26 protein-coding genes, 1 pseudogene and 1 other annotated feature are annotated in these 23844 nt (G+C 40.5%); of the genes and pseudogenes, 4 read left to right on the plus strand and 23 right to left on the minus strand.

Features of this window, described 5'->3' with window-relative positions:
• Positions 1-172 precede the first annotated feature (172 nt).
• A pseudogene (locus AKG34_RS16810) lies at positions 173-441 on the plus strand (neutral zinc metallopeptidase); the annotation flags it as partial.
• A gap of 158 nt (positions 442-599) precedes the next feature.
• Here AKG34_RS16810 and nadA read toward each other — a convergent pair.
• From nadA to nadB, 3 genes are read right to left on the minus strand one after another with little or no spacing between them, the layout of a single operon-like run.
• Complete coding sequence (nadA, locus tag AKG34_RS16815; protein WP_053347143.1) at positions 600-1706, minus strand: quinolinate synthase NadA; 1107 nt, start codon at positions 1704-1706, stop codon at positions 600-602.
• Entirely contained in the window at positions 1703-2554 is an 852-nt protein-coding gene (gene nadC / locus AKG34_RS16820; protein WP_053347144.1) for a carboxylating nicotinate-nucleotide diphosphorylase, read from the minus strand. The genes nadA and nadC overlap by 4 nt, the downstream gene beginning before the upstream one ends.
• The gene (nadB, locus tag AKG34_RS16825; protein WP_053347145.1) at positions 2535-4118 is read right to left on the minus strand and encodes an L-aspartate oxidase; all 1584 of its coding nucleotides are present in this window, start codon (positions 4116-4118) and stop codon (positions 2535-2537) included. The genes nadC and nadB overlap by 20 nt, the downstream gene beginning before the upstream one ends.
• Positions 4119-4223: 105 nt before the next feature.
• On the opposite strand from nadB, the gene AKG34_RS16830 reads away from it, so the two are divergent.
• Together AKG34_RS16830 and AKG34_RS16835 are read left to right on the plus strand one after the other, a co-directional pair.
• Entirely contained in the window at positions 4224-5351 is a 1128-nt protein-coding gene (locus AKG34_RS16830; protein ID WP_053347146.1) for an IscS subfamily cysteine desulfurase, read from the plus strand.
• Between the two features lie 46 nt (positions 5352-5397).
• A complete protein-coding gene (locus tag AKG34_RS16835) occupies positions 5398-5931 on the plus strand; it encodes a transcription repressor NadR (RefSeq protein WP_053347147.1) in 534 nt (177 codons plus the stop codon).
• A gap of 378 nt (positions 5932-6309) precedes the next feature.
• Here AKG34_RS16835 and AKG34_RS16840 read toward each other — a convergent pair whose 3' ends face one another.
• The 11 genes from AKG34_RS16840 to AKG34_RS16890 all read right to left on the minus strand — a co-directional run bounded on the left by AKG34_RS16840 (position 6310) and on the right by AKG34_RS16890 (position 15046).
• Positions 6310-6564 carry a hypothetical protein gene (locus AKG34_RS16840; RefSeq protein WP_053347148.1) on the minus strand — a complete coding sequence of 85 codons (255 nt, stop codon included), beginning with the start codon at positions 6562-6564 and terminating at the stop codon, positions 6310-6312.
• A gap of 313 nt (positions 6565-6877) precedes the next feature.
• Positions 6878-7753 carry a prephenate dehydratase gene (gene pheA, locus AKG34_RS16845; RefSeq protein WP_053347149.1) on the minus strand — a complete coding sequence of 292 codons (876 nt, stop codon included), beginning with the start codon at positions 7751-7753 and terminating at the stop codon, positions 6878-6880.
• 131 nt (positions 7754-7884) lie between these two features.
• Positions 7885-8334 (minus strand): transcriptional regulator ThrR, encoded by a 450-nt coding sequence (locus AKG34_RS16850; RefSeq protein ID WP_053347150.1) that lies wholly within the window; start codon positions 8332-8334, stop codon positions 7885-7887.
• Positions 8335-8374: 40 nt separating this feature from the next.
• Positions 8375-9664, minus strand: a complete 1290-nt coding sequence (gene obgE / locus AKG34_RS16855) for a GTPase ObgE (protein ID WP_053347151.1) — start codon at positions 9662-9664, stop codon at positions 8375-8377.
• A 48-nt stretch (positions 9665-9712) separates the two neighbouring features.
• A complete protein-coding gene (locus tag AKG34_RS16860) occupies positions 9713-10252 on the minus strand; it encodes a Spo0B C-terminal domain-containing protein (RefSeq protein WP_053347152.1) in 540 nt (179 codons plus the stop codon).
• Between the two features lie 543 nt (positions 10253-10795).
• Positions 10796-11086 carry a 50S ribosomal protein L27 gene (gene rpmA / locus AKG34_RS16865; protein ID WP_034308845.1) on the minus strand — a complete coding sequence of 97 codons (291 nt, stop codon included), beginning with the start codon at positions 11084-11086 and terminating at the stop codon, positions 10796-10798.
• A gap of 12 nt (positions 11087-11098) precedes the next feature.
• A complete protein-coding gene (locus tag AKG34_RS16870; RefSeq protein ID WP_053347153.1) occupies positions 11099-11431 on the minus strand; it encodes a ribosomal-processing cysteine protease Prp in 333 nt (110 codons plus the stop codon).
• 13 nt (positions 11432-11444) lie between these two features.
• On the minus strand, positions 11445-11753 hold the full coding sequence (gene rplU / locus AKG34_RS16875; RefSeq protein ID WP_034308849.1) for a 50S ribosomal protein L21: 309 nt from the start codon (positions 11751-11753) through the stop codon (positions 11445-11447).
• Positions 11754-11766: 13 nt separating this feature from the next.
• Positions 11767-11850: a sequence feature (ribosomal protein L21 leader region), on the minus strand.
• 75 nt (positions 11851-11925) lie between these two features.
• On the minus strand, positions 11926-13395 hold the full coding sequence (locus tag AKG34_RS16880; RefSeq protein ID WP_053347154.1) for an Rne/Rng family ribonuclease: 1470 nt from the start codon (positions 13393-13395) through the stop codon (positions 11926-11928).
• 42 nt (positions 13396-13437) lie between these two features.
• Positions 13438-14304 (minus strand): M50 family metallopeptidase, encoded by an 867-nt coding sequence (locus tag AKG34_RS16885; protein ID WP_053347155.1) that lies wholly within the window; start codon positions 14302-14304, stop codon positions 13438-13440.
• Positions 14297-15046, minus strand: a complete 750-nt coding sequence (locus AKG34_RS16890; RefSeq protein ID WP_053347156.1) for a M23 family metallopeptidase — start codon at positions 15044-15046, stop codon at positions 14297-14299. The genes AKG34_RS16885 and AKG34_RS16890 overlap by 8 nt, the downstream gene beginning before the upstream one ends.
• Before the next feature lie 281 nt (positions 15047-15327).
• Here AKG34_RS16890 and AKG34_RS16895 point away from each other — a divergent pair, with 281 nt between their 5' ends.
• Complete coding sequence (locus AKG34_RS16895) at positions 15328-15771, plus strand: S1 domain-containing RNA-binding protein (RefSeq protein ID WP_053347157.1); 444 nt, start codon at positions 15328-15330, stop codon at positions 15769-15771.
• A gap of 164 nt (positions 15772-15935) precedes the next feature.
• Here AKG34_RS16895 and minD read toward each other — a convergent pair whose 3' ends face one another.
• From minD to AKG34_RS16940, 9 genes are all read right to left on the minus strand, one after another.
• A complete protein-coding gene (gene minD, locus AKG34_RS16900; RefSeq protein ID WP_053347158.1) occupies positions 15936-16739 on the minus strand; it encodes a septum site-determining protein MinD in 804 nt (267 codons plus the stop codon).
• 2 nt (positions 16740-16741) lie between these two features.
• Entirely contained in the window at positions 16742-17425 is a 684-nt protein-coding gene (gene minC, locus AKG34_RS16905; RefSeq protein ID WP_053347159.1) for a septum site-determining protein MinC, read from the minus strand.
• Positions 17426-17540: 115 nt separating this feature from the next.
• Positions 17541-18059 carry a rod shape-determining protein MreD gene (gene mreD / locus AKG34_RS16910; RefSeq protein ID WP_053347160.1) on the minus strand — a complete coding sequence of 173 codons (519 nt, stop codon included), beginning with the start codon at positions 18057-18059 and terminating at the stop codon, positions 17541-17543.
• Positions 18056-18928, minus strand: coding sequence for a rod shape-determining protein MreC (mreC, locus tag AKG34_RS16915; RefSeq protein ID WP_053347161.1), 873 nt, complete (start codon positions 18926-18928; stop codon positions 18056-18058). Before mreC ends, mreD begins: the two co-directional genes overlap by 4 nt.
• A 164-nt stretch (positions 18929-19092) precedes the next feature.
• Positions 19093-20112: a rod shape-determining protein gene (locus AKG34_RS16920; RefSeq protein ID WP_053347162.1), complete on the minus strand. Its 1020-nt coding sequence runs from the start codon at positions 20110-20112 to the stop codon at positions 19093-19095.
• Between the two features lie 147 nt (positions 20113-20259).
• Complete coding sequence (radC, locus tag AKG34_RS16925) at positions 20260-20934, minus strand: RadC family protein (RefSeq protein ID WP_053348145.1); 675 nt, start codon at positions 20932-20934, stop codon at positions 20260-20262.
• A gap of 60 nt (positions 20935-20994) precedes the next feature.
• Positions 20995-21564, minus strand: a complete 570-nt coding sequence (locus AKG34_RS16930; RefSeq protein ID WP_053347163.1) for a Maf family protein — start codon at positions 21562-21564, stop codon at positions 20995-20997.
• 182 nt (positions 21565-21746) lie between these two features.
• Positions 21747-22721, minus strand: coding sequence for a hypothetical protein (locus tag AKG34_RS16935; protein ID WP_053347164.1), 975 nt, complete (start codon positions 22719-22721; stop codon positions 21747-21749).
• A gap of 338 nt (positions 22722-23059) precedes the next feature.
• A complete protein-coding gene (locus AKG34_RS16940) occupies positions 23060-23809 on the minus strand; it encodes a prepilin peptidase (protein ID WP_053347165.1) in 750 nt (249 codons plus the stop codon).
• Between the last annotated feature and the right edge of the window lie 35 nt (positions 23810-23844).

The raw sequence follows: 23844 nt of genomic DNA on the forward strand, positions 1-23844 counted from the left end.
AGGAAATTCGGGTATAAGGAAGTAAATAACCTAAGGCTGTATTTCAGGTACATAAATTGCATTCTAGAAGGAAAAAAATAATGAAATGGAAGGGAAGACAGGGTAGCTCAAACGTTGAGGACAGAAGAGGAATGAGCGGCAAAGGTGTAGCTGGAATTGGAGGCGGAGTTGGATTAGTCTTGAATTACAGGCCGACTATTTGGCCGGAGTTTGGGCCCATCATTTCCAGGGAGAGAATTTACTTGAGGAAGGTGATCTCGAGGAAGCATTGAATGCAGCCAGCGGAGTTGGTGATGACCGGATTCAAAAAAAAGCACAAGGCTATGTTGTTCCGGATAGCTTCACGCACGGTACCTCCGAACAGAGAAAGCGTGGTTTAATAAAGGAATAAAATCCGGAAACATGAATGAAGGCGGTACCTTTAAAGCAAGTAATCTCTAGCTTCTTTTAAAGATTCTCATTTTTTCTATTACTGTCGATACTAATAAATAGGGGGTCTTTTATGACCCCCCTATTTATTATTTAACCAAATGGCATAAGATGCTGATCATAGTGATCAGTAGATGTTTTTAAGACTCCGAAAAAAACAAACTATCTATTCAAACACGTTCAAGCATTCGGTTCAAAGCAAGAATGGCGTTATCCGCAATCTTCTTTTCTACTTTTATCGGATTAATTACTGTACCTTCCGCAATTGATTCTAGAGCCCAAAGCAGATGCGGCAGATCAATTCGGTTCATCGTGAGACATGGACACATATTCGGGTTCAAAGAGATGATATTTTTGTCAGGATTATTTGCGATAAGCCGCTTGACAAGGTTCATTTCCGTGCCAATTGCCCAGGAACTTCCTGATTTTGCTTTTTCAATCATGTTAATGATATAGGATGTCGAGCCATTATAGTCTGATAAGGCGACTACTTCACGGCGGCATTCTGGATGAACAATTATATTCATTTCCGGTTGCTCAGCCCTAAGCGTTTCAATATTCCCTGTTGTAAAGTTTTCATGAACAGAGCAATGCCCTTTCCAAAGAAGCACCTTCAAGTCTTCTAGCTCCCCTTCATAGATTAATTCATCATTATGAGGGTCCCAAACAGCCATCTGCTTCAACGGGATTCCAAGGTCATAGGCTGTATTCCTCCCAAGATGCTGATCCGGAAGGAAGAGAATTCGTTCTTTTTGCGAGAGGGCCCAAGAGACCATTCCCTGTGCATTTGAAGAAGTTACAGTCGCTCCGCCGTTTTTTCCAACGAAAGCCTTGATTGCCGCTGTTGAATTGACATATGTTAGCGGAAGAATCGTATCACCAAACATGGACTGCAGCTTTGTCCAAGCACGTTCTGTTTGGTCAATATCCGCCATATCTGCCATCGAACAGCCCGCTCGCATGTCCGGCAGGATAACCGTCTGTCCTTCTGTTGTCAAAATATCGGCTGTTTCAGCCATAAAATGCACGCCACAAAACACGATGTACTCCGCTTCACGATTTTGCGCAGAAAGTTGAGCTAGCTGAAGTGAATCACCAGTTACATCCGAAAATTGAATGACTTCCTCACGTTGATAATGATGACCTGGAATATACAATCGGCTCCCAAGTTGCTGTTTAATCTTACGGACCCGCCTCTCCATTTCCTCCTTTGTCATCGATTTATATGTTTCAGGTAATACATTCCCTGCTGTTTTGGCCATCTCCAGTATGTTCATTTAATTACCCCCTCACGTTCTGCAACCTTTGCACTAATATCAAGTGCCCTAACACTGTGCGTTAAACTGCCCAATGATATATAATCAACCCCTGTTTCCCGATATAAGGCTAAATTAGTCAAGTTAATCCCACCTGAAGCTTCAGTGATAATATGTTCAGGCACCAAGTTGATCAGTTGTTTAATTTCTTCAGGACTCCGGTTATCGAACATGATAATATCGGCACCTGCTTCAACTGCTTCTTGCACTTGATCTGCTGATTCCGTTTCCACTTCGACTTTCGTGGTATGTCCCAGCTTAGCTTTGACTGTTTGTAATGCCTTCGTGATAGAACCGGCAAAAGAAATATGGTTGTCCTTAATCATGACGGCATCATACAATCCATATCGGTGATTGAAGGCCCCACCAGATCGGACCGCATATTTTTCAAGCATCCTCAGACCTGGTGTAGTTTTCCTAGTATCACAAGCCCTTGTTTTTGTACCAGCTAAAATCATGGTTGCTTTATGCGCCTGTGTTGCAATAGCGGACATGCGTTGCACTAAATTCAAAACTACTCTTTCCCCTTTTAGAAGCGAAGCCATATTGCCGGTTATTCTTGCAAGCTGTTGGCCTGTTTCAAACACTTCTCCATCTTGAACAAACAGTTCAACCAGTATTTGGTGATCCAGCAGCGCAAATCCCGTGTTGATGACAGCACTCCCACTAAAGACACCATCTTCTTTTGCGATGAACGTCAAAGTACCCTGTTCATCTTGATTAAAAATCGTATCACTCGTTACATCGCATTCACCTATATCTTCTATCAAAAATTGTTGCAGCATCTGCTTAAGCTTCAATGTGTTCATATAGTCTTCTCCCTTTCACTCGGTTTTTCACATCCGTGCAGGCAAGGATAACAGAGTTTTTCAGCCATAAGGAGTCATCTTCCCTTGGATAGTCACTGCGAAAATGACCGCCCCTGCTTTCCGTTCTAGTCAAAGCGGATTCAGCAATCAGCCACGCTACGAGTATGGCGTTGATTTTTGTTATTTCGTTTATTGATAATGCAGTAACTTCCATATGCAGCAATTTTTCTATATCAAAAGATTCAAGATAGTCCTTTAAACGAGTTAAACCCGCTTCATCTCGAACAATTCCTGCTTCGCTCATTAACATTTCCTGCAATGTAGCCAAATCAGGTATTGCGGATAAAAGGGTGTAACATTTGGAATGCTCTTTTTCTAACGGTATGGTTCTTGAGGGCATATGAGCAAGGAAATGACCAAGCGTATTTCCAAAAACAAGCCCTTCTAGAAGTGAATTGCTTGCCAAACGATTTGCTCCATGAACGCCAGTACAAGCTACTTCACCAACTGCATATAAGGAGGCGACAGAAGTTTGTCCCCATTGATCCACTTCAACTCCACCCATCAAAAAATGGTTTCCAGGTGCAACCGGGATTTTTCCGAATTTAAGGTCGATACCGCTTTTTTCACATAATGAAGTCACAGTTGGAAAACGTTTTTTAAAATCCTTAATCATCGAAATATCCAAAAATACCTTTTCACCGCGCTGCAAATAAGAAAAAATCGTCTGTGCCACAATATGTCTTGGTGCAAGGTCTTTCATTCTGTGGACACCTTCCATGATGGGCTTGCCCATTTCATTCACTAATTGTGCACCATCACCGCGGACTGCCTCTGAAACGAGCCCCTCTGCTTTACCATTAATAAAAAGAAGAGTCGGATGAAACTGGATAAATTCCATATCACGCACTCGTGCCCCAGCTTTGAAAGCAAGTGCGATTCCATCCCCTGAAACAGTCTGTGAATTCGAAGTAATTCTGTATAGAGAACCGCAGCCACCTGTTGCCAATACAGTTTGTTCTGCATAGTAAGATACAAATCCGCCTTCCTTTTGCAGCGTTTTGACACCAATACAAGATCCATCTTTTCCTATAATCAATTCTACCGCTGCAGTATCCTCGAGCACCTGTATCGTTGATTTTTTCAAGCCATCTATTAGATGCTCCATAATGTACTTACCTGTAGCATCTCCATGACTATGAAGGATTCTTCTTTGGCTGTGCGCACCCTCCATGCCAAGCATAAGTCCGCCATCTTGATCGCGGTCGAATTGCATACCGGATTGGATGAGTTCAGATATCACCAAGGGAGCCTCTTCTACTAATTTTACGACAGCATGTACCTCGTTATATTTCTGACCGGCTGCCAACGTATCTTTTTTATGATAAGATACTTCGTCCTGTTCAGATATTGCTGCAGCAATGCCGCCTTGCGCTAAATAGGAATTACTGTGACGAATCTTTGATTTTGTGATGAGTATCACATGCTTATGTTTGCTTACTTCTAATGCAGTTTTCAATGCAGCAATGCCGCTTCCTATCACTACGACTTCCGTTCTTTCCATTATTTCATTCCTCCTGTTTATGACAGGTGTCTTGACAACTATATTTACATATTATTAAACTATTATCAAGAGTTTTTTAAGTTTAGAGGATGGAAGTGATATTTCTTGATTTATTTAGATTATGCGGCTTCGACACCGATGGATAATGAAGCACTAGATGTCTTTGTTGAAGCATCTCGGAAGTTTTTCGGCAATGCGAGCAGTTTGCATGATATCGGATCAGATGCAGCACGTTTATTGGATATGTCACGGCAGCAATTAGCGGAAATGCTAGACATAAAAAAGGAAGGGATCGTCTTTACGAGCGGCGGTTCAGAAAGCAATATGATCGCAATAGATACATTCATCGCCTCAAAGCCTGCCTGGCAGAATCACTTAATTGTAAGCCAAACTGAACATGCATCCATAGCCAATTATGTCAGCAAACTTGCAAACAATGGCTTCGATGTTACGTATTTACGTCATTTGAAAGACGGCCGTGTTGACATCGAACATCTAGAAGATTGTATTTCGGGGCGGACTTGCTTAGTCATTGTCCAACATGTAAATTCAGAAATCGGAGTCATTCAACCTATCGAACAAATAAGCAAAATCGTTCGCGAACATGATGCCTTTTTGCATGTAGATTGTGTTCAATCATTTGCTAAATTACCGCTTGAGGAGATATCTGCCGTATGTGATGGTCTTGCTATTTCGAGCCATAAAGTATATGGCCCAAAAGGCATTGGGGCCGTCATTTTCCCGGGCATCCATCATCTAAAGTCTTCAATACCCAATATCACTCATGAACATGGTTTTCGTGCAGGGACTGTCAATGTTCCCGGTATAGCTTCCTTCGTTACGGCTGCAAAAAAATTAGCGAAAACCATGGAAGATGAACGAAACCGGATTTTTCGGATTCGGCAGCAATTGATTCGGCTACTCGAGGGAAAAAAGGTTGATTTTCAAGTTATCGAAGCGTCAAACCAGCAATTGCCTCACATTCTGGCGGTGACATTTTCCGGATTACAAGGACAATACATCATGCTAGAATTAAATCAGCAGGGCTTTGCGGTATCCACGGGTAGCGCTTGCCAAATTGGCAAACAAAATCCGTCAAAAACAATGATAGCTATTGGAAAAAGCGAAGAAGAAGCCCATCAATTTGTCCGGCTTTCTTTTGGAAGAAACACGACAGTGGACGATATTCGTATCTTAGCAGACTGTCTTGCAGGAATAGCTGTGATTCGATAAGATTCTCTATTCTGTGGTAAACTGTTTGTAATTAACGAGGTGAATTATTATGGAAAAAAAGAAATTACTTGGTGAAGAAAGACGGACGAAACTCTTACATATATTGCAAACAAGCGAGCAACCAGTAACCGGTAGCGAGCTTTCACAAATAACGAATGTAAGCCGGCAGGTTATCGTCGGTGACATCACACTCTTGAAAGCACGAAATGAACCTATCATCGCTACTAGCCAAGGCTATATGTATTTACAAACAGGGAACACTCAAAAGCCGGAGCGGACCATTGCCTGCCAGCACGATCCATCTCGTGCCCAAGAAGAGTTATTTTTACTCGTCGATATCGGCATTACGGTGAAAGATGTCAAAATCGAGCACCCCGTTTACGGTGACCTAACTGCCTCCATTATGGTCAGCAGTCGTAAAGAAGTTCAGCAATTCCTCACTAAAGTAACTGCAACAAATGCTTCTTTTTTATCAGAACTAACAAGCGGCATTCATCTCCATACACTTAGCGCGTCTTCTGAAGAACTACTTGACGAAGCCGAGAACGCCTTGAAAAATGCCGGCATTTTAGTTGATTGAATAAACGAAAACATCCTCAAAAGTTATACCTTTTGAGGATGTTTTTTTAGAAAAGAAATGGTCTTATTGATATCCACAACGGACTAATTTCCTTCACATATAAATACGTTTTTTCACATGCAAAACACCTCCGATTATTCGTCCGTGACCAGGAATAATTCGACCTTTAGAGAGATTATTCGTCCATCGCCAGGAATAATTCGACCTTCAGAGAGATTATTCGTCCGTCGCCAGGAATAATTCAACCTTCAGAGAGATTATTTGTCCGTCGTTACAAATAAATCGACCTTCCATCATTTCATAAATTAGAAAAAACAGTATGCGTTCCATAACATGAGTTTTTTTTATCGCTTTTCGGAACAGCCATTTGACGATTTATTAAGGACTATGCCTATCATCATTGGTTCTGCTTACACTAGAGCTATCTCCATCGCCTTTATCTTCATTATTACTTCTCAATTGGCCTATAAGACTAATAATAGAACCCACCGCTTGTATCCAGCCTCCCATTACCTGTATTAATTCCCCTTCTGACTGTTCCTCCTCTATATTCCGATATTGATATTTTTGTTTTTCCTGTTCTTTATCCTTATCTCTTTCCGCTATAAAAATAGCCGTTTCAGTTACCTTCAAAATCCTTCAATGGACATTCATTTCTTTTTGCCTATTTTCTTTATATTTTTAAATGTAAGTATCGTTTTAGGAACTCGTACACGAGAGAAATACGATTTCTATTGAACACTTCAACAAAAAAATGCCCCAGAAAATACTCCTGGGACACTCTTCTTATTCAATATTTTCTCTCATCATTGTATAAAACACATCCGAGGTTGTACCATTTACCACTCTGTGAATACAGGTTGCAACCTTGTGAGCCTAAACGGTTCAATTCCGCATCTGGGTCAAACTTTGAGGAAAGGAACCTTTACTCTCAACCTTAAAGAAATCAACTTTGCGGTACACCATTTTGGACTTTAAAGCATGGATAGCTGCCCATGATTGAAACGGTACATCCAAGAGCCTCAAGCTCAGAAATCGCACCTGGGATGAGAACATCGTCAAGAGCCATTCCGACGTCGATAATGAAAAAGTAATTGCCTAATCCTGTTTTCATTGGTCGTGATTCAATCTTAGAAAGGTTAAGTTTCCTCCAAGAGAAAGCGGAAAGGACTTGGTGCAGCTGCCCTGAATGATCGGCAGGAAGCTGAACCATAAGCGTCGTTTTCTTGTCGCCCTCAGTAGTCAAATGCCCTTCAAAATCTACTTCGCTATTAGATACGACGATAAATTTTGTATGATTATGTTCATAATCATGAATATTTTGTTTTACAATCGTCAAACCATACTCCGCCGCAGCCATGTCATTTGCAATCGCAGCTATATTGATATCGGAATTCTCCATCACCATTTTCGCAGCTGCCGCAGTGGACGTGACATATTCATACGGTATGCCCCTTAGTTCTTTATGTAGAAATTTGCGGCATTGTGCGATAGCATGTGAGTGGGAATAAACCATATCCGGTTTAAAACCAGGATATGCATGATCCGGATGCACCATATAATGTTGTTGGATTGGAATCGTTACTTCCCCTTTAATCGGTAATGTCACTTCATGGACTAAGTAATCCATTGTAATATTTACCGAACCCTCCAAAGCATTCTCGATTGGGACGAGTGCGTGATTTACTTCCCCGTCACGAACAGCATCAAGGCAGTCTGGAATCGTGTTCATTGGTATTTTTATATCATTAGGAAATAGTCGCGATACAGCTAAATCCGTGAACGTTGCTTTCGGTCCAAGAAATGCTATTTTTGATGTCATATTATAATCCCCTTTTCACGGAAAATCTACTATTTATGTTATGTCATTTTCTGATTTTTTACAATAGTTAATCGATAAATCGTCCCCTGATAAAAAAACAGCCTGTACATGTGAAATGTACAGGCTGTTTTTTATGCGCCGTTCCCAATAATTTCGACTTTTTCGACGAACTCCATTTTACGCAGTTTAGTAAGCAGATCATTAATATCCATCGTCATCCCACCCGTGTTTAGAGATAGGGTAACATTGGCTCGTCCCTGCAAGGGAATCGTTTGGTGAATGGTCATGATGTTGCAACCTGATGAGGCGACGAGCCGTAAGAGCTCCGATAGAGTACCAGAACGATCTTCGAGATAGAAGAACAGGGTAATCAGCTTTTCTTTAACAACTGTATGAAATGGAAAAACCGTGTCACGGTATTTGTAAAAGGCACTTCTACTTAAGTCCACTCGCTGTACTGCTTCCCAAACTGATTCTGCTTTTCCTCGTTCAATCATTTCTTTTGCATCCAGCGTTTTTTTCATCGCTTCGGGAAGGACGTCCTCTCGAACGAGGAAAAATTTCTGATCGGCCTTATTCAAACTCAGCACGCCTCCTTTTGCCTGCCATCATGGTATCTAATCAATCAACGAATTCAAATTCATATTCAAGGATACGGACGATATCACCATTTGTCGCACCTTTTTGGCGAAGGCCTTCGTCGACTCCGAATGAACGAAGTTGTCTAGCGAAACGACGGATGGACTCTTCACGAGTGAAGTCAGTCATTTTGAATAGACGCTCGATCTTGAATCCAGAGACGGCAAAACTTCCATCCGATTCGCGTACAATGTCAAATTCATCTGACTGTGATGTATGTTTATAAAGAACACGGTGAATTCCAGTATTCTCTTCTTCATGATCAAGAGGGAACTCAGGTGTTTCTTCGATTTTATCAGCAATCGCATAAAGTAGCTCACGGATTCCTTCACGTGTTACAGCAGAAACCGGGAAGACCGGGAAGTCTTCTTCAAGCTTTTCTTTGAATGCGGCTAAATTCTCTGCAGAATCCGGCATATCCATTTTACTTGCTACAATGATTTGCGGACGTTCAGTCAAGCGCAGGTTATACTCTTCAAGCTCTTTGTTGATTGTCAGGTAGTCTTCATAAGGATCTCTACCTTCAAGGCCTGACATATCAATTACATGAACAATTACCCTTGTTCTTTCAATATGGCGTAAGAATTGATGTCCAAGACCTACTCCTTCAGAAGCACCTTCAATCAGGCCAGGCAAATCGGCCATTACAAAGCTACGGTGATCTTCCGTTTCTACCATTCCAAGGTTTGGTACAATCGTTGTAAAATGGTATTCGGCAATTTTAGGTCTTGCTGCAGATACGACAGAAAGTAAAGTGGATTTTCCGACACTAGGAAAACCAACCAAACCTACATCAGCCAATAATTTCAATTCCATAATTATATCGCGCTCTTGGCCAGGTTCACCGTTTTCCGCAATTTCTGGAGCAGGATTAGCTGGAGTCGCAAAACGAGAGTTTCCACGACCGCCGCGTCCACCCTTAGCGATAACGGCGCGTTGTCCGTGTTCTACTAAATCAGCAATAACTTCCTTGGTTTTTTCATCAATTACAACTGTACCTGGTGGAACTTTAATAATCATATCTTTAGCAGCAGCACCATGCATGTTTTTGGACATGCCATGTTCTCCGCGCGGTGCCTTAAAGTGGCGCTGATAACGGAAATCCATTAACGTACGCAGGCCTTCTTCTACTTCAAAAACGACGTTCGCTCCATTACCACCGTCTCCGCCGGCAGGTCCGCCTTTTGGTATGAATTTTTCACGACGATAAGCAACTATCCCGTTACCACCGTCTCCGCCTTTTATATAGACTTTCGTTTGATCGACAAACATGCTATCACTTCCTTGTTTTCTGCAAGTCATTTCTTGCTGTATACTTCTCTAAAACTTAATATCCATCTTAAAAAATAATTCATCTTCATTACATTCGAGAATATCAATTGATTGCTCCGCGGTTAACGACTTTTCTAAAAATCCCATCACAGCGGCTTGGTCGATAAATCTGCCTTGCATATGAAATGAAATACGCATATCGCTTATCTCTTTCTTACACATAGAAACAGCTAGAATATTTTCAAAAAATGGGTCTAGATTCTTTTCCAAAACTTTAAAGTAATCATTCGTCCAACGATACATCAGCTCGTCCAGCTCAGTAGAGCCTTCAAAAACATCAATAATTTCATATTCGCAATAAAATGATCCGTTATTCCAATTCGACGTCAACAACATCTCGCTGAACTTTGGCAAATTCAAATTGGTAAGGCGTGCTTCATTCTGGGTTTCAATAATGATTTCATCAATAATGCCTTTGACACGATCAATTTTGTTTAACTCCAGATTCCCTTTTATTATTTGAATTCTATTCAGCCAATCATGCCTGGTTTGACGAAGAGTTTCAATAGTCGTCCAATTTTTATCCATTATTAACACCTTCAATTATGATAAAGAAACTTTTTTCAGCTCTATCATGTTGAATACTTCCATTTGTACAGTATATCAAAAAAACAACAAACAGGAAATGAAGCTCGATTCACATGCCTTCACATGAAAGCCCCCGTCCAAAAAATACAGCCACACACCCTGAGTTCTTTGGACGATGGTAGAGCCATTTGAACTTATAAAGAGAATGGGCCTTATTTATGCACCAATTGGAGATATTATAGTTGAATTGGACTGTCTATTTGGCCTAACCAAATGTGATGGATAAAGTAATCTTAGATTTTCCCCTAAAAGGTAAGAAAGCCCGCCTATTGGCGAGCCTTTTGTAAGTCAGAGGTTGTTTTTCTTATACTAATGACTAAAGTCTCCTGCAAAACGCTGGTTATTTATCGTTCCTATAGTATAAATAAAGGGCCGGACCCCTTCTTCACTATATAGCATACCATTATTAAAAATGACGCGATATATAGTGTCTTGTAGAAGGAATCAGACCCTTTTGAGTCAGCCTCTGTTCAAAGATGCCAATTATGCTTCTTGTGCAACTGGATATACGCTTACTTTTTTACGGTCACGTCCGAAACGTTCGAATTTAACAACACCGTCTACTTTAGCGTATAGAGTATCGTCTCCACCACGGCCTACGTTCTCACCTGGATAGATTTTTGTTCCGCGTTGACGGTAAAGGATAGAACCACCAGAAACGAATTGACCATCTGCACGTTTAGCGCCAAGACGCTTAGATTGAGAGTCACGTCCGTTCTTTGTAGAACCTACTCCTTTTTTCGAAGCGAAGAACTGAAGATTTAATCTTAACATTTGTTCCACCTCCTATTGGTTGAGGATAATTTTCATGTATTTACCATAATCACGTTCGATAGTTTGCAGTGATATGAGCATACTGTTCAAGAGCAGCTGCACCTTTTCTTCGGATTCCGGTGAAAGATTCCCCGGAATAACGCAGCGAAGATAGCCGCCCTCTCTCCCTTGCTCAATCTCAGGCTCTACATCCGTTAAGGACATAATCGCATTGACTGACCCGAAGGAAACAGCCGATACACCTGCACAAACGATATCAGAACCTTTTTTAGCAAAATTAGCATGTCCGCTTAAGGTGAACGAAGTAATCCGTTCCTGCGGAGCATCAAAGACAACTTTAATCATCTAGAATCAGCCCTTACGCGTTGATTGCTTCGATAACAACTTTTGTGTATGGTTGACGATGACCTTGTTTTTTACGATTGTTTTTCTTCGCTTTGTATTTGAAAACAGTGATTTTCTTTTGCTTACCTTGTTTCTCGACAGTACCTGTTACAGTAGCGCCTTCCACTAGTGGAGCACCGACTTTCACGTCTTCGCCACCTACGAATAAAACTTTGTCAAATGTAACAGTTTCGCCTGCTTCTGCGTTTAATTTTTCAATGTAAACCGCTTCGCCAGCTGCTACTTTAATTTGTTTACCGCCAGTTTCGATAATTGCGTACATACTTGCACCTCCTTAAATGTCTCAGACTCGCCAATCACAGGCGTCTTGTCAAAAAGACAAAAGCTTAAGACCTGTTGTTGAGCGGTTGTAGCACGGGTGCTACAAACATAACATTAAAATCCTATCATGAAACCGGAAGAGCTGTCAATATATTTGTAAGAATTCTCGTCCATCACTTGAAAGCTCGCTCGATTTCCTGAATGCTCCCGAAGCGCTTAATAGAATACGTATTAATAGAACCGGAGACAAATGAAAGAAATAACTTTTTAGAAATCAATTCTTCCAATGTCGGCCTATATGATTCATTTTCACCTAGCAACACGTCTGCCACCGCTTTGCTTACTTCCACCCAGACCGCTTCATCATCCGCTTTGCGATGTTCCAGCAATTCACGCTCCAACCGGAAGGCCACTGTTTCAGCACTCTCAACTTTCCCGCTTCCGCTGCATACAGGACAAGGTATCGTCAATATTTCGCTAAGTGACGGTGAGGTTCTCTTTCTCGTCACCTGTAAGATGCCTAGTTCTGTAAAGCCAATAACCTGGACGCGCATCTCATCCCTCGCTACTTCCTTTTTGACAATGTCGATAATTTCAAGCTTATGCTGTGGCTTCTCCATATTGATGAAATCTATTAGGATAATCCCGCTAATATTTCTCAATCTCAGTTGACGGGCAACTTCTTTCGCTGCCGCCTGATTCACTGCAAACAGCGTTGCTTCCTTTTCCACTTTACCAGTGAACTTACCCGAATTGACGTCAATTACAGTGAACGCTTCCGTTTCTTCAAAAATTAAATAGCCTCCGTTATCGAGCCAGACTATTTTCTTCATCACTTTCTCAACTTGCCCATCCACATTCCGTTCAGAAAAAATGTTTTTCGGACCCGTTTCATAGGATAATATCCATTCCTTATCATTTTCCTGTATCCATTTTTTCAACTCTTGATATGCCTCGAAATCATCGATAGAAAGTTCCCCTGAACCCGTTCTCGACATTTCAGAGATAATCATCTCTAAGAAATTATCTCTCTCATAGAGGAGAGCTGGAGCCTTTAGAGAGGCTGCCTTCAGTTCAAGATTTTTATAGAGCTGACGCAATGAAGATAACCTGTTCAAAAAAACAGTTTCGCTTTCATTCTCCATCGATGTGCGGACAATCAACCCCTCATTAGGCTGTTTAAACTGTACAGCCGTTTCCCGCCACTGTTTTTGCATGTGCTCGTTTTTGAATTTCTTAGAAACGCCAACATAATCTATTCCATGTATGTAAACGAGGGAATCTGTTGAAAACTCGATCAACCCTGTCAATTTTGCTCCTTTTTTACCGGTTTCATCCCTAGTCACCTGAACTAGCAGCTTTTCTCCTTGGCGGACGTATTGACCAATTGCCGCTTTTCCGTCTCGTTTTGTCAGTTGGAAAGACGGAATTTCGTCACGATGCAAAAAGCCATTCTTGTCTACTCCATAATCAATAAAGACTGCATCCATACCCGGCAATACCTTTGTTACTTTCCCAAGATAAATATTACCGACCGTACTGCATTGGTGAGGCGGCATGATTTCAATTTTACGTAGCACATCATTCTCCAGCACAGCCACTCTTTTTTCGCGCGAAGATAGGTTAGCGATCATCTTTTTCATTAAAAAAAATCCTCTCCTCAATTTGAAGAAAGGATATCATATTTAATAAGAATATAATAGGTCACCTATTTTCCCATTTGTCATTTTCTCTGAAAAATAGGCATGGAGGATTTCCGTTTCATCCAACGAACCACTCTCTTTGCCGTTTTTCATAATGATAACGGGGTGCTTACAGCCGCGTTGAAACATTTCCAGCACCTTATAAATCGGTTCTTGGGAATCCACCATAATCGGCTTTAGTTTCGCCAAATCGTTTGTATGACCATAATGACGCTGTAAAAGAAAGCGGATAAAAGCGTAATACCGCTGCCGCCATTCCATGACAAGTGACAGACTAATAAACAAGATGATCAGCCAGATATTCAAGTTAAGTGGTTCAAGAATGAGCCAAGTTAAAAAAGCCAGAAGTGCGAATGCAGCAGAAAAATAGAGCGTATATTTCTGTGCTTCAAGAAAGGTGCAGTAAAGAGATACACCAATGAATAAAAGCCTCCCTCCGTCCAAAGGCCAAATTGGCAACAAATTAAAAACCAACAACATAAGATTCATATATAAGAAAGGCTGATACAGCTCATAGGAAATAAAGGAAAGGGAATAGAGCAAAAAAGCCGCTCCGATGAGCCAAACATGTTGAAGCGGACCGGCAAGCACGACGGCCAAATCCTCCTTCAAACTTTTATTTCCATACTCCTCAGTCTCGACCGCCCCTCCAAAAGGAAGCAGATGGATTGACTTAATTCGCCATTTAAAGTGCTGAGCACAGGTTGCATGCCCCATCTCATGAATAAAAACGATGAGTAACAACATCATCATTTCAACGAAATGGGCCGTAAGGATGGCGATTCCAATGACGAACCACAGTGTCGGATGTACTCTGATTTTAAATAGTAATTTTCCATACTCACTCAAAGGATATCACCTTTTTAGGATCGATGAAGGCGTCATTTTCTTTTATTGCTAAATAAAACCTGCCCTTGGAACCGTCTTCACTTACTGTAACCTGTCCGACTTCGTTCCCTTTCTTAACAAACTCATAAAGTTTCACATCAATCTTTTCTAGTTGCCCATACCAGGATTCACTTTTGTTAGCATGCTGAATAACAACCGTCTTTCCAATCCCCTCCTTTTCACCGGCAAAAATGACCACCCCTTCATTGATCGATTCAACCTTAGACCCTTTGCTTGTTTCCAAAATGATTCCCTCGCCGTTTGTCTCAAAGGTTTGGGTAATCTTCGCAGAGGCAGGCATCGCATAGCCTTCACCCGAATCGACTGTTTCTTTCCCAGATTCAGTCGGTAAAAAAGCGATAGGTTTACCAAACGCACTTTCATACCAATTGGAAATCGAAGCAAACTGAAATTCCTGCTTCATGTTTTCCGTGACAAAACTCCTTGCAGAATCCAGCCGCGTTGAAGGATGCTTAAACATCACCGCAATAATAAGAAATAGACATACACTGGCCAAGATTTTAAAAAAGAAATATTCTTTCTTAAAGAGCGGATGATCTTTCTCGGAATACCCATTAAATGAATCAAAACCATACGGTTCCTCATTATTGATCTCCGTCCAACTACCATTTCCTGCTGGTTTATCATTAAACTTCCGTCTCTTGGCGATACGATTGCGGATATCTTTCCTGCGATCATCCATTCTAAATCCACCCCCTGCTCATGTCAAAGCGCTATATTACAACGTATGAGCAACTTGTCCAGACTATGACGGAGAAAAGATTTTCTTTCTAAACACCTCTGGATTTTTCATTCTAAAATAAATTTTGGAACAACAATTTAATTGAAAACCATGAGTTTTGATGTATTTTATGCTTTGATTTAGAAAATGAAATCATTGAGAAAAAAAATCCAATTGATATTGTTCTTCTTAATTTGTTATAATGAAGTTGTTTTAACATTATTGAGGGGGAACATTTTTTTATGTCAATCGAAATAGGCAGCAAAGTACAAGGTAAAGTAACAGGTATCACTAATTTTGGAGCATTCGTAGAATTACCAGGAGGCTCAACAGGTCTTGTGCATATCAGTGAGGTAGCGGATAGCTATGTAAAAGACGTTAATGACCATCTTAAAGTAGGCGACCAAATTGAAGTAAAAGTGATTAGTGAGAAAGACGGAAAAACTGCCTTGTCCATCAAAAAGGCTATAGATAAACCCGAAGGGCAAACCTCTTCTTATACTAAACGCCCACCACGCCAAGGGGATAGCCGTTCAAAAGACTTTCGTTCAAAAGGTAATTTCCAACCAAAGGAAAATTTCGAAGATAAAATGGTTCGCTTTTTAAAGACTAGTGAAGAAAATTTATCTACTCTTAAACGTAGCACCGAATCAAAACGTGGCGGTAGAGGCGGAAGACGCGGATAACCTGTCACATTTATTAATACTTAATCAACACATAAAAAAGGCAAGCCAAGATAGATGGCTTGCCTTTTTTATATAATTCTAACTCTCCATCCTTATAGCTGCGATAGGATAAAAAAAAAAGCGAGGGCATTGAATGCACTCACTTCATAATTTATGATTCAAATTTACCGCACGCTAAAGAATTTTTTCAATTTTGACATAAAACCTTTTGGTTCGACGCCAATCGGAGTCAAGGGCACAGATTCACCAAGAATCCTTCGGGCAATGTTCCTATAGGCAAGCGAGACTCTATTGTCCGGATTATAGGCAATGGGTTCCTTTTTATTAGCTGCTACAATGACCTGGTCATCATCAGGAATGACGCCGATCAAATCAATTTTAAGAAAATCGGTTACTCCATCGATATCCATTTCCTCATCTTCATGAAGTAAATGGCCGCGTATCCGGTTGATAATCAATTGAGGCGGTTCAATCTGCTCTTCTTTTTCGAGCAGACCAATAATACGGTCCGCATCCCTGACAGCCGGTCTTTCGGCAGTCGTCACGATAATTGCTTTGTCAGCACCAGCTATGGCATTCCTAAAGCCCTGCTCAATACCTGCAGGACAGTCAATGAGGATATAATCATAGTCGGGTTTCATATCACTAATGAGTTTCCTCATCTGCTCTTCGTTTACCGCTGATTTATCACTATTTTGTGGAGCCGGAAGCAAATAAAGCAGATCCTCGAAATGCTTATCTTTAATAAGCGCTTGATGTATTTTGCAGCGCCCTTCGACCACATCGACCAAATCGTAGATGATTCGATTTTCCAAACCCATAATCACATCTAAGTTCCGAAGACCAATATCCGTATCAATCAAACAAACCTTTTTACCTAGAAGAGCTAACGATGTTCCTAAGTTGGCGGAGGTGGTTGTTTTTCCGACACCACCTTTACCAGATGTAATAACTATTGCCTCTCCCACGATTAGAGACCCCCTTCTAATCTATTTAAATTAGGTCTATATTTCTTTAAAACTTGCAGCTTTTCTATTATTATATTTTCTTCTTCGTCCATGAAGGCACATTCCAAGTCATGCCCCCATTTCGTATATTGGTCAGGAGATAAATTCACTTGTCCAGCAATACGCAACTGAGCGGGTTTCATAACAGAGGCTGCAATAATAGCCTCATTATTCCCCTTATATCCGGCATGGGCTATCCCTTTTAACTGTCCCATAATATATATGTTACCACCCGCACGTACCGTTCCGTCCGGATTAACATCTCCAATTAGCAGTAGATCGCCGGGAACTTCAAACACCTGTCCCGATCTTATCACCTTGGTAACAGTTGTCACTTGGTTTTCATCTTTCCAGCGTTTCGCTTCATCCTTTGTCAGGACATTCGAAAGCATCTCGTCAACGAAAAGTTTCTTCTTTTTATGGATAACCTCTTTAATCTTTTCCACTTGTTCATCATCTAGATAGCGGTTCCCTGTATGTACTTTTACGGAAATAGACGGGTCATTTTCTTGAAACTGATAGTTTGCCGAAAGCTTCGCTTCTAACTCTTTCAATAATTCGGAAAATGAGCAAGAATCATCGAGATGAAGCATAAACCCGTCTTTTGTTCCCTTAATCATAACATTTTGCTGAATTCTTTTATTCATGACGTTTGTTTCACCTCAATGAAATATAATTCGACATAGGAAAACAAATTTCCTTTTTCTACTTACATGGAAAAGTGAAAATACATTTTTAACCTACTATTAGAACACAGAAACGTTATTCTAATTCTCCTTGCAAATCAAGCATTTCGATAATTCTCTTTAATGGATAGCAACTAATAATAATAAATACGAGGTTCAATAATAATGTCGGGACGAATCTCCGGTCCATATATTCCGCAAATCCCATATCTGCAAAAGATAGGATGATATTCATTTGAAAAATAACGACCTCTAAAACTGCCGTAAACAAGAGAGCCACAAGGCAGGAAATAAGTATATTATTTTGCAAGATTTTCATGCATTTTGAAATCAAATACGCAAGAAAAGGGATAAGTAACATGTAAACCCCTAAAATTTCTGTATATACGGCATCATATGTTAACCCAAGAATTGCTCCATAAAGCATCCCTATTTTTCTAGATCCGAACATAGTCAGAAAAAAAACAAAAATCATAATAAACCGAGGAACTAGGATTTTATCAGCGCCAAATACATCACTTGCAAATAACTGGGCAAAGATGCTTTCAAAAACAAAAAAAAGCAAGGCTATAAAAGAAAGGATGAAATGTTTCACTTAACTTCATCCTCCCCATCCATCTCATCTTCTACGCCGCCAACTTCACGTTTGACGACCATTACATTATTAATATCATAAAAATCCGTCGATGGTTCAATATAAGCGGTTTGGTTCAATCCATATTGATCCACTTTAACATCGACCACTTTTCCGATTGGCAGACCTTTCGGGAAGATCCCTCCATAACCAGAAGTAATGACCAATGAATTTTTCTTGATTTTTTTATCATAAGGAATCCGTTTCATTAATAAAAGATTCTTTTCATCATCGAACCCTTCAATCAAACCAAATGCTTTATCTTTGCCTTGAATGATTGCAGAGACGCGGTTAGCTTTGTCGATTGAGCTTAAAAGTTGAACAGAAGCAGTGAAATCAGTGGCTACTTTTACCTTACCAACTAAACCAGTGGATGTAATGACAGCCATATTTTTTTCTACTCCATTACGCTTTCCTTTATTAATCGTAAGCATTTCATGCCAGCGTTCAGGATTACGCCCTATAACCGTCGCCTGAATTGGCGAATACTTCCGCAGATCGTCTTCCTTACCGAGGTTATCACGAAGTTCTTCATTTTCCTCTTTTAAATCTTGCACCTGGGTTTTCAATAAAACATATTCATCCAAACGGGCTTTCAACTTTTTGTTTTCATCGTATGTATGTTGAAGTTCTTTTAAGTCCCCTACAAACCCCGTTATACCCGATACAGGCTTATTAAACACATTTCCGACCCAGCCTGTTGTATCCTTTAAGAATTTCTCGGGCCAAGTTAACTCTTCTCTCTCTCTTAATGAAAAACCGATCAATGCCACGAGAACGATAATGCTAACGAGCAAGAGAAGGAGTTTTTTATTAAAAAACTGTGGCATGATGATTGCACCTCTATTTTTAATTTACTCAATTGTAATGATTAACACATTAATAACAGCTAGCCATCAAATGTTTATAGACAGCTTAAAGAAAAAGCAAAGCCGGCTCAAAATTGCAACCTTTTGTTGAGCCGGCCCTATTTGAGAAGTAATGCTTGTAATGCTTATCTTGAATCTCTTGATTTAGTCTTGAACAAATGAATGTGGTCCAATGCTTTACCAGTTCCGATTGCAACACAATCAAGCGGATTTTCAGCAATGATTACTGGCATTTGCGTTTCTTCACTGATGACTTTATCCAAATTGCGCAGCAAAGCACCGCCGCCTGTTAGTACAATACCTCTGTCCATAATGTCAGCTGCAAGTTCAGGTGGTGTTTTTTCTAAAGTGTTTTTCACTGAATCTACAATCGCAGAAACTGTATCACTTAATGCTTTAGAGATTTCCTCAGCTGTAATTTCGATCGTTTTTGGTAATCCAGTCAAAAGGTCACGGCCGCGAATTTCCATATTTTCAATACCTTCCGTGTCACCTGCAGAACCAATTTCCATCTTAATCGCTTCAGAAGTACGTTCACCGATCATTAGATTGTAGTTCTTACGAATGTAAACGATAATGGCATCATCCATCTCGTCACCAGCAATGCGAATTGATTGGCTTGTTACAATTCCACCAAGGGAAATAATCGCTACTTCCGTTGTTCCCCCGCCAATATCAACGACCATGCTGCCTGTAGGTTCCCAAACAGGAAGATCAGCTCCGATAGCTGCTGCAAACGGTTCTTCAATTGGATAGGCATCACGAGCTCCAGCTTGTCTAGCTGCATCGATAACTGCACGCTGTTCAACTGCTGTAATTCCAGAAGGCACACAAATCATGACATACGGTTTGTTACCGAATACGCCCTTTTTTTGAGCTTCTTTCATATAATACTTCATCATTGTAGCCGTTGTTTCATAATCGGCAATAACTCCGTCCTTCATCGGGCGAAGGGCAACCACGTTTCCAGGTGTACGACCGATCATGTTTTTCGCATCATTTCCGACTGCGACAATCTGTTTTGTATCTGTTTGCACAGCAACAACAGATGGTTCACGTACGGCAATTCCTTTTCCTTTTACATAAACAAGCGTATTAGCTGTTCCTAAATCAATTCCTATATCTCTAGCGCCAATTCCAAACATTATGGTATCTCCCTTTCGTAAACAAAAATCCTTTTTATAAGTTCAAATAATAATTTGTCGTTTTTTGACAATAAGAGTTTTGAAAAAGTTTCCTCTTTTAAAAATCATAAACAATATTATATCGTATCATCAAAAATTTTGATAGTGTCATAAATAACCTTTTTCCTTCAAACTAACATATTTGTGCTCCCCAATAATGATATGATCCAATACTTCAATCCCAATTATTTTACCACATTCGACTAATCTTTTCGTTACTTCAATATCTTCTCTGCTGGGAGACGGGTCTCCGGAGGGGTGGTTATGAAGACAGATGATAGAGGCAGCAGACCTTCTGAAAGCTTCTTTGAAGACCTCACGCGGATGCACAATCGAAGCATTGAGACTGCCGATGAAGACTGTCGTTTTATGAAGCACTTGATTTTTCGTATTTAAATAGAGACAGACGAAATGTTCTTGTGTCAAAAAACGCATTTCTTCCATGCAATAATTGGCACCATCTTCAGGAGAGCGGATCACATAGCGGTCTGGATCATTTAATTTTTGAATTCTCCTGCCAAGTTCGACCGAGGCTAAAATTTGAATCGCTTTCGCTTCACCAATCCCTTTAATCCCGGTCATTTCTTCGACAGAGGCTTCTTTTAACAGACGCAGACCCTCGAAAGATTTGATGAGACGACTAGAAAGCTGAAGGACAGATTCTTCCTTTGTTCCAGTCCTCAACAGCAGAGCAAGCAATTCTTGATTGGAGAGGCTTTGCGGCCCGTCTTGCAGGAATCTTTCGCGAGGCATCTCTTCTTTCGGGTAATCCCGCATTTGCATTTTTTCACTCAAAGCATCCACCCTTCCTTATAAAAGGGAGAGGGCCAGAGGAGAAATCTATTACGTCAAGTCTGATTGCATCACCTTAAGTTCGCGAGCTAGTCTTGAAACCGGAAGTCCGACAACAGTGAAATAGTCCCCATTAATTTGTTTGACAAGAAGTGAACCGTATCCTTGAATACCATAGCCGCCTGCCTTGTCAAAAGGTTCGCCGCTGTCCAGATAACGTTCGATTTCAGCTTCTGACAGCTCCCAAAAAGTCACTTCCGTTTTTTCTGCAAATACTTTGCTGTGCTTACCGAATAAAATAGCGACACCTGTGTACACTTCATGTGTTCTTCCTGATAACATCTCGAGCATTCTTTTTCCATCGGCACGGTTGATTGGCTTGCCCAATATCTCACCATCAAGGACAACAACTGTATCTGAGCCAATTACCCAGCTTTCCTGATGATCAGCCGCAATGGCTGCCGCTTTTCTAGAAGCTAATTCTTTTACCGCCTCTTCCGCACGCATGTTTTCATCAATACTTTCATCGACATTGGAATTCATACTTTCGAAGGGTATTTGAAGGAATTGTAGAAGTTCTTTACGACGCGGTGATGATGAAGCTAAAATCAATGGTTGCATAATAAAAAGTCACCTTTCTCTACATAGGGAGATACATTTCTATCCTATCAAATTATGGTGAAATCCACAATTATTGTTTACTAGGAATCGACAAATGGCCGTATCTTATTTCCCGGAAAATAAAAAAAGTTGTCATAAAGGGGAGCTTGTCCTGTTAAATAACTCCCCTAGATCATCAACTCTCACCCTGCTATTTTTTGGTAATTCAATAAAAAGTCAAGCAGACTTCCTTGAGCCTGTAAAAGATATTCTTCCTTTTTTGATGTTTCATATTCGGTTATCAACTTTGCCGCAGCTGATAGATTATTATTCATTTGGGAAAGGTCTGATGATAAGTTCTCCCCCTTTAGCTTTTCCATATTTTTTTTCAGAGTTTCCTCGTTTACTGTTGTTTCCTTACCCCGAAGCTTGGTGGCGGATGTTTCTGCTAATGAAGAATATACAGCCTTCATAGTGTCTAGTGTTTCCTCATCTTTTTGACTTTTACTCGCCGCTTCAAAATTGATTTCCTTCCAATAAACGTCTACATCATATGACTTTAAAAACAATGCCAGCTCCTTACTTGCAGTTAGGCTCTCCGCTGATCCTAAAAATAAATAATAGCTGTCTTCTAATTTGAAAATTTCAGCAGGAACCTGCTTTTCAATGATTTTTTTTTGAATTTGTTTCGCCGCATCCTCGCTGCTGAATACACCGCCTTGTACAAGGAATGTTTTTAGCTGAGCTCCTTGTTCCATAGTTTCTGGTTTTGTATCCTCAGCAGGAGATGCCGTTGTGATAGAGGTCTCGACTGAAGTATCAGCTGCCTTTTCCTTAGTAATGGTTTTAACGGCAATTAAGCCAAGAATCGACCCGAAAAACACCGCACAAATGACTGCAATCAAGAATGGTTTTATTGGTCTTTTGTCCGCCGGACTATTTAACGTGCCAGTACCAAAACCGATAAGCTTCGGCATTTTCTTCTTTTTCGGGGCAGGGACCAATACAACCTTGTTCTCGATTGAATCATCCGGTAGAATCCATTCAAAACTATCATCAGTTTGTTCCTGCTCCTCACCCGCTGCCTCTTGATCTACATTCTTATTTTTATCGGCAAATACTTTTTCTTCCCCATTTATTTTTATCTTAATACCTTTGCTTTTTTCGGACTTGTCCACTTTTTTTCCTCCTCTCCTGATCATTTTTTCCATCCTATCATAGAGGCAAAAAAAAATAACAAGACTTTTGTCGTCTTGTCATTAATAGGTTTCGTCAAATTTCTCTATTCATATTTCCCTAAACTAAGGACATTCTTCAAAAGGTATGGGTTCCGTTATTTCTGATCCTTTGCCATCGCATAATTTGCGTTTCTTTAAATAAATTCCTAGTAAACTATTTCAGTTAAAATAGTAACCATGTCCTTTAAGAACAAAAACGCAAGATGTCCAGAAAGTTTTTGACAAATTTCATCAAAACAAGGATCGTCCCTTTATGAAATAGATTCCCCTAATTATTATCATCTTAAAAAGTGCACATACCACTGTAAAATGGACTCGCCCCAAAAATAAGCAGTCAATGTCCCAAAAACGATATACGGTCCAAAAGGAATCAGTGTTTTCTTTTTAATCACGCCTGTTAGCATACCGATGATGCCAAAAAATGCCCCATAAAAGCTCGCAAACAGAAACGATAACAGCACCAACTTCAATCCGAGTGCAAAGCCAATCACTGCAAACAGCTTGATATCACCGCCACCCATACCGCCCTTGCTCACCACAGCGATTAATAGAAGCAAACTAAAGCCAACCGTGGCCCCTACAATGGAATCCCACCAAGGAGATAGTGGAAAGAGAACGCGTAGAAATAAAAAAATCACTGCAAAGAAAAGTAGTACTTTATCAGGAATGAGCATATAGGCCACGTCAGAAACAAAGATGATCATAAACAAAGAAATCAATGCCCAGGCAATCCAGAGTTCGTCCACCCTACCAAGGAATAAAGGAGCTGAAGCAAACAAAACACCTGTTAGCATTTCTACAACCGGATAAAGGGGGGAAATCCTGGCCTCACAGCCACGGCATTTACCGCCTTGTATCACATAAGAAACAACTGGTAGTAACTCGAACGACGTCAAGGTTCGTCCACAAGATTGACAAGCAGAGCGCCGATTGGTAAATGAATTTCCTATAGGAACACTTAAGCCGACAACGTTATAGAATGAGCCTAAGATTAGACCTAAGGCGAAGAGAAAGAGATAGAAAGGCATATTTATTTTACTTGCACTCGGAATCTATTTACTTC

The organism is Peribacillus butanolivorans, assembly GCF_001273755.1.
In the GTDB taxonomy this organism is placed as follows: Bacteria; Bacillota; Bacilli; order Bacillales; family DSM-1321; genus Peribacillus; species Peribacillus butanolivorans.

Excerpts from the sequence above, each read along its gene's own strand:
- AKG34_RS16870 (WP_053347153.1), bottom strand. The coding sequence starts at position 11,431 with ATGATTAAAGTTGTCTTTGATGCTCCGCAGGAACGGATTACTTCGTTC.
- AKG34_RS16895 (WP_053347157.1), top strand. The coding sequence starts at position 15,328 with ATGTCAATCGAAATAGGCAGCAAAGTACAAGGTAAAGTAACAGGTATC.
- AKG34_RS16860 (WP_053347152.1), bottom strand. The coding sequence starts at position 10,252 with ATGGATAAAAATTGGACGACTATTGAAACTCTTCGTCAAACCAGGCAT.
- rpmA (WP_034308845.1), bottom strand. The coding sequence starts at position 11,086 with ATGTTAAGATTAAATCTTCAGTTCTTCGCTTCGAAAAAAGGAGTAGGT.
- AKG34_RS16940 (WP_053347165.1), bottom strand. The coding sequence starts at position 23,809 with ATGCCTTTCTATCTCTTTCTCTTCGCCTTAGGTCTAATCTTAGGCTCA.
- radC (WP_053348145.1), bottom strand. The coding sequence starts at position 20,934 with ATGCAAATGCGGGATTACCCGAAAGAAGAGATGCCTCGCGAAAGATTC.
- AKG34_RS16880 (WP_053347154.1), bottom strand. The coding sequence starts at position 13,395 with ATGAAAAAGATGATCGCTAACCTATCTTCGCGCGAAAAAAGAGTGGCT.
- obgE (WP_053347151.1), bottom strand. The coding sequence starts at position 9,664 with ATGTTTGTCGATCAAACGAAAGTCTATATAAAAGGCGGAGACGGTGGT.
- mreC (WP_053347161.1), bottom strand. The coding sequence starts at position 18,928 with ATGCCACAGTTTTTTAATAAAAAACTCCTTCTCTTGCTCGTTAGCATT.
- AKG34_RS16920 (WP_053347162.1), bottom strand. The coding sequence starts at position 20,112 with ATGTTTGGAATTGGCGCTAGAGATATAGGAATTGATTTAGGAACAGCT.
- AKG34_RS16930 (WP_053347163.1), bottom strand. The coding sequence starts at position 21,564 with ATGCAACCATTGATTTTAGCTTCATCATCACCGCGTCGTAAAGAACTT.
- minC (WP_053347159.1), bottom strand. The coding sequence starts at position 17,425 with ATGAATAAAAGAATTCAGCAAAATGTTATGATTAAGGGAACAAAAGAC.
- AKG34_RS16890 (WP_053347156.1), bottom strand. The coding sequence starts at position 15,046 with ATGGATGATCGCAGGAAAGATATCCGCAATCGTATCGCCAAGAGACGG.
- nadB (WP_053347145.1), bottom strand. The coding sequence starts at position 4,118 with ATGGAAAGAACGGAAGTCGTAGTGATAGGAAGCGGCATTGCTGCATTG.
- nadA (WP_053347143.1), bottom strand. The coding sequence starts at position 1,706 with ATGAACATACTGGAGATGGCCAAAACAGCAGGGAATGTATTACCTGAA.
- rplU (WP_034308849.1), bottom strand. The coding sequence starts at position 11,753 with ATGTACGCAATTATCGAAACTGGCGGTAAACAAATTAAAGTAGCAGCT.
- pheA (WP_053347149.1), bottom strand. The coding sequence starts at position 7,753 with ATGACATCAAAAATAGCATTTCTTGGACCGAAAGCAACGTTCACGGAT.
- nadC (WP_053347144.1), bottom strand. The coding sequence starts at position 2,554 with ATGAACACATTGAAGCTTAAGCAGATGCTGCAACAATTTTTGATAGAA.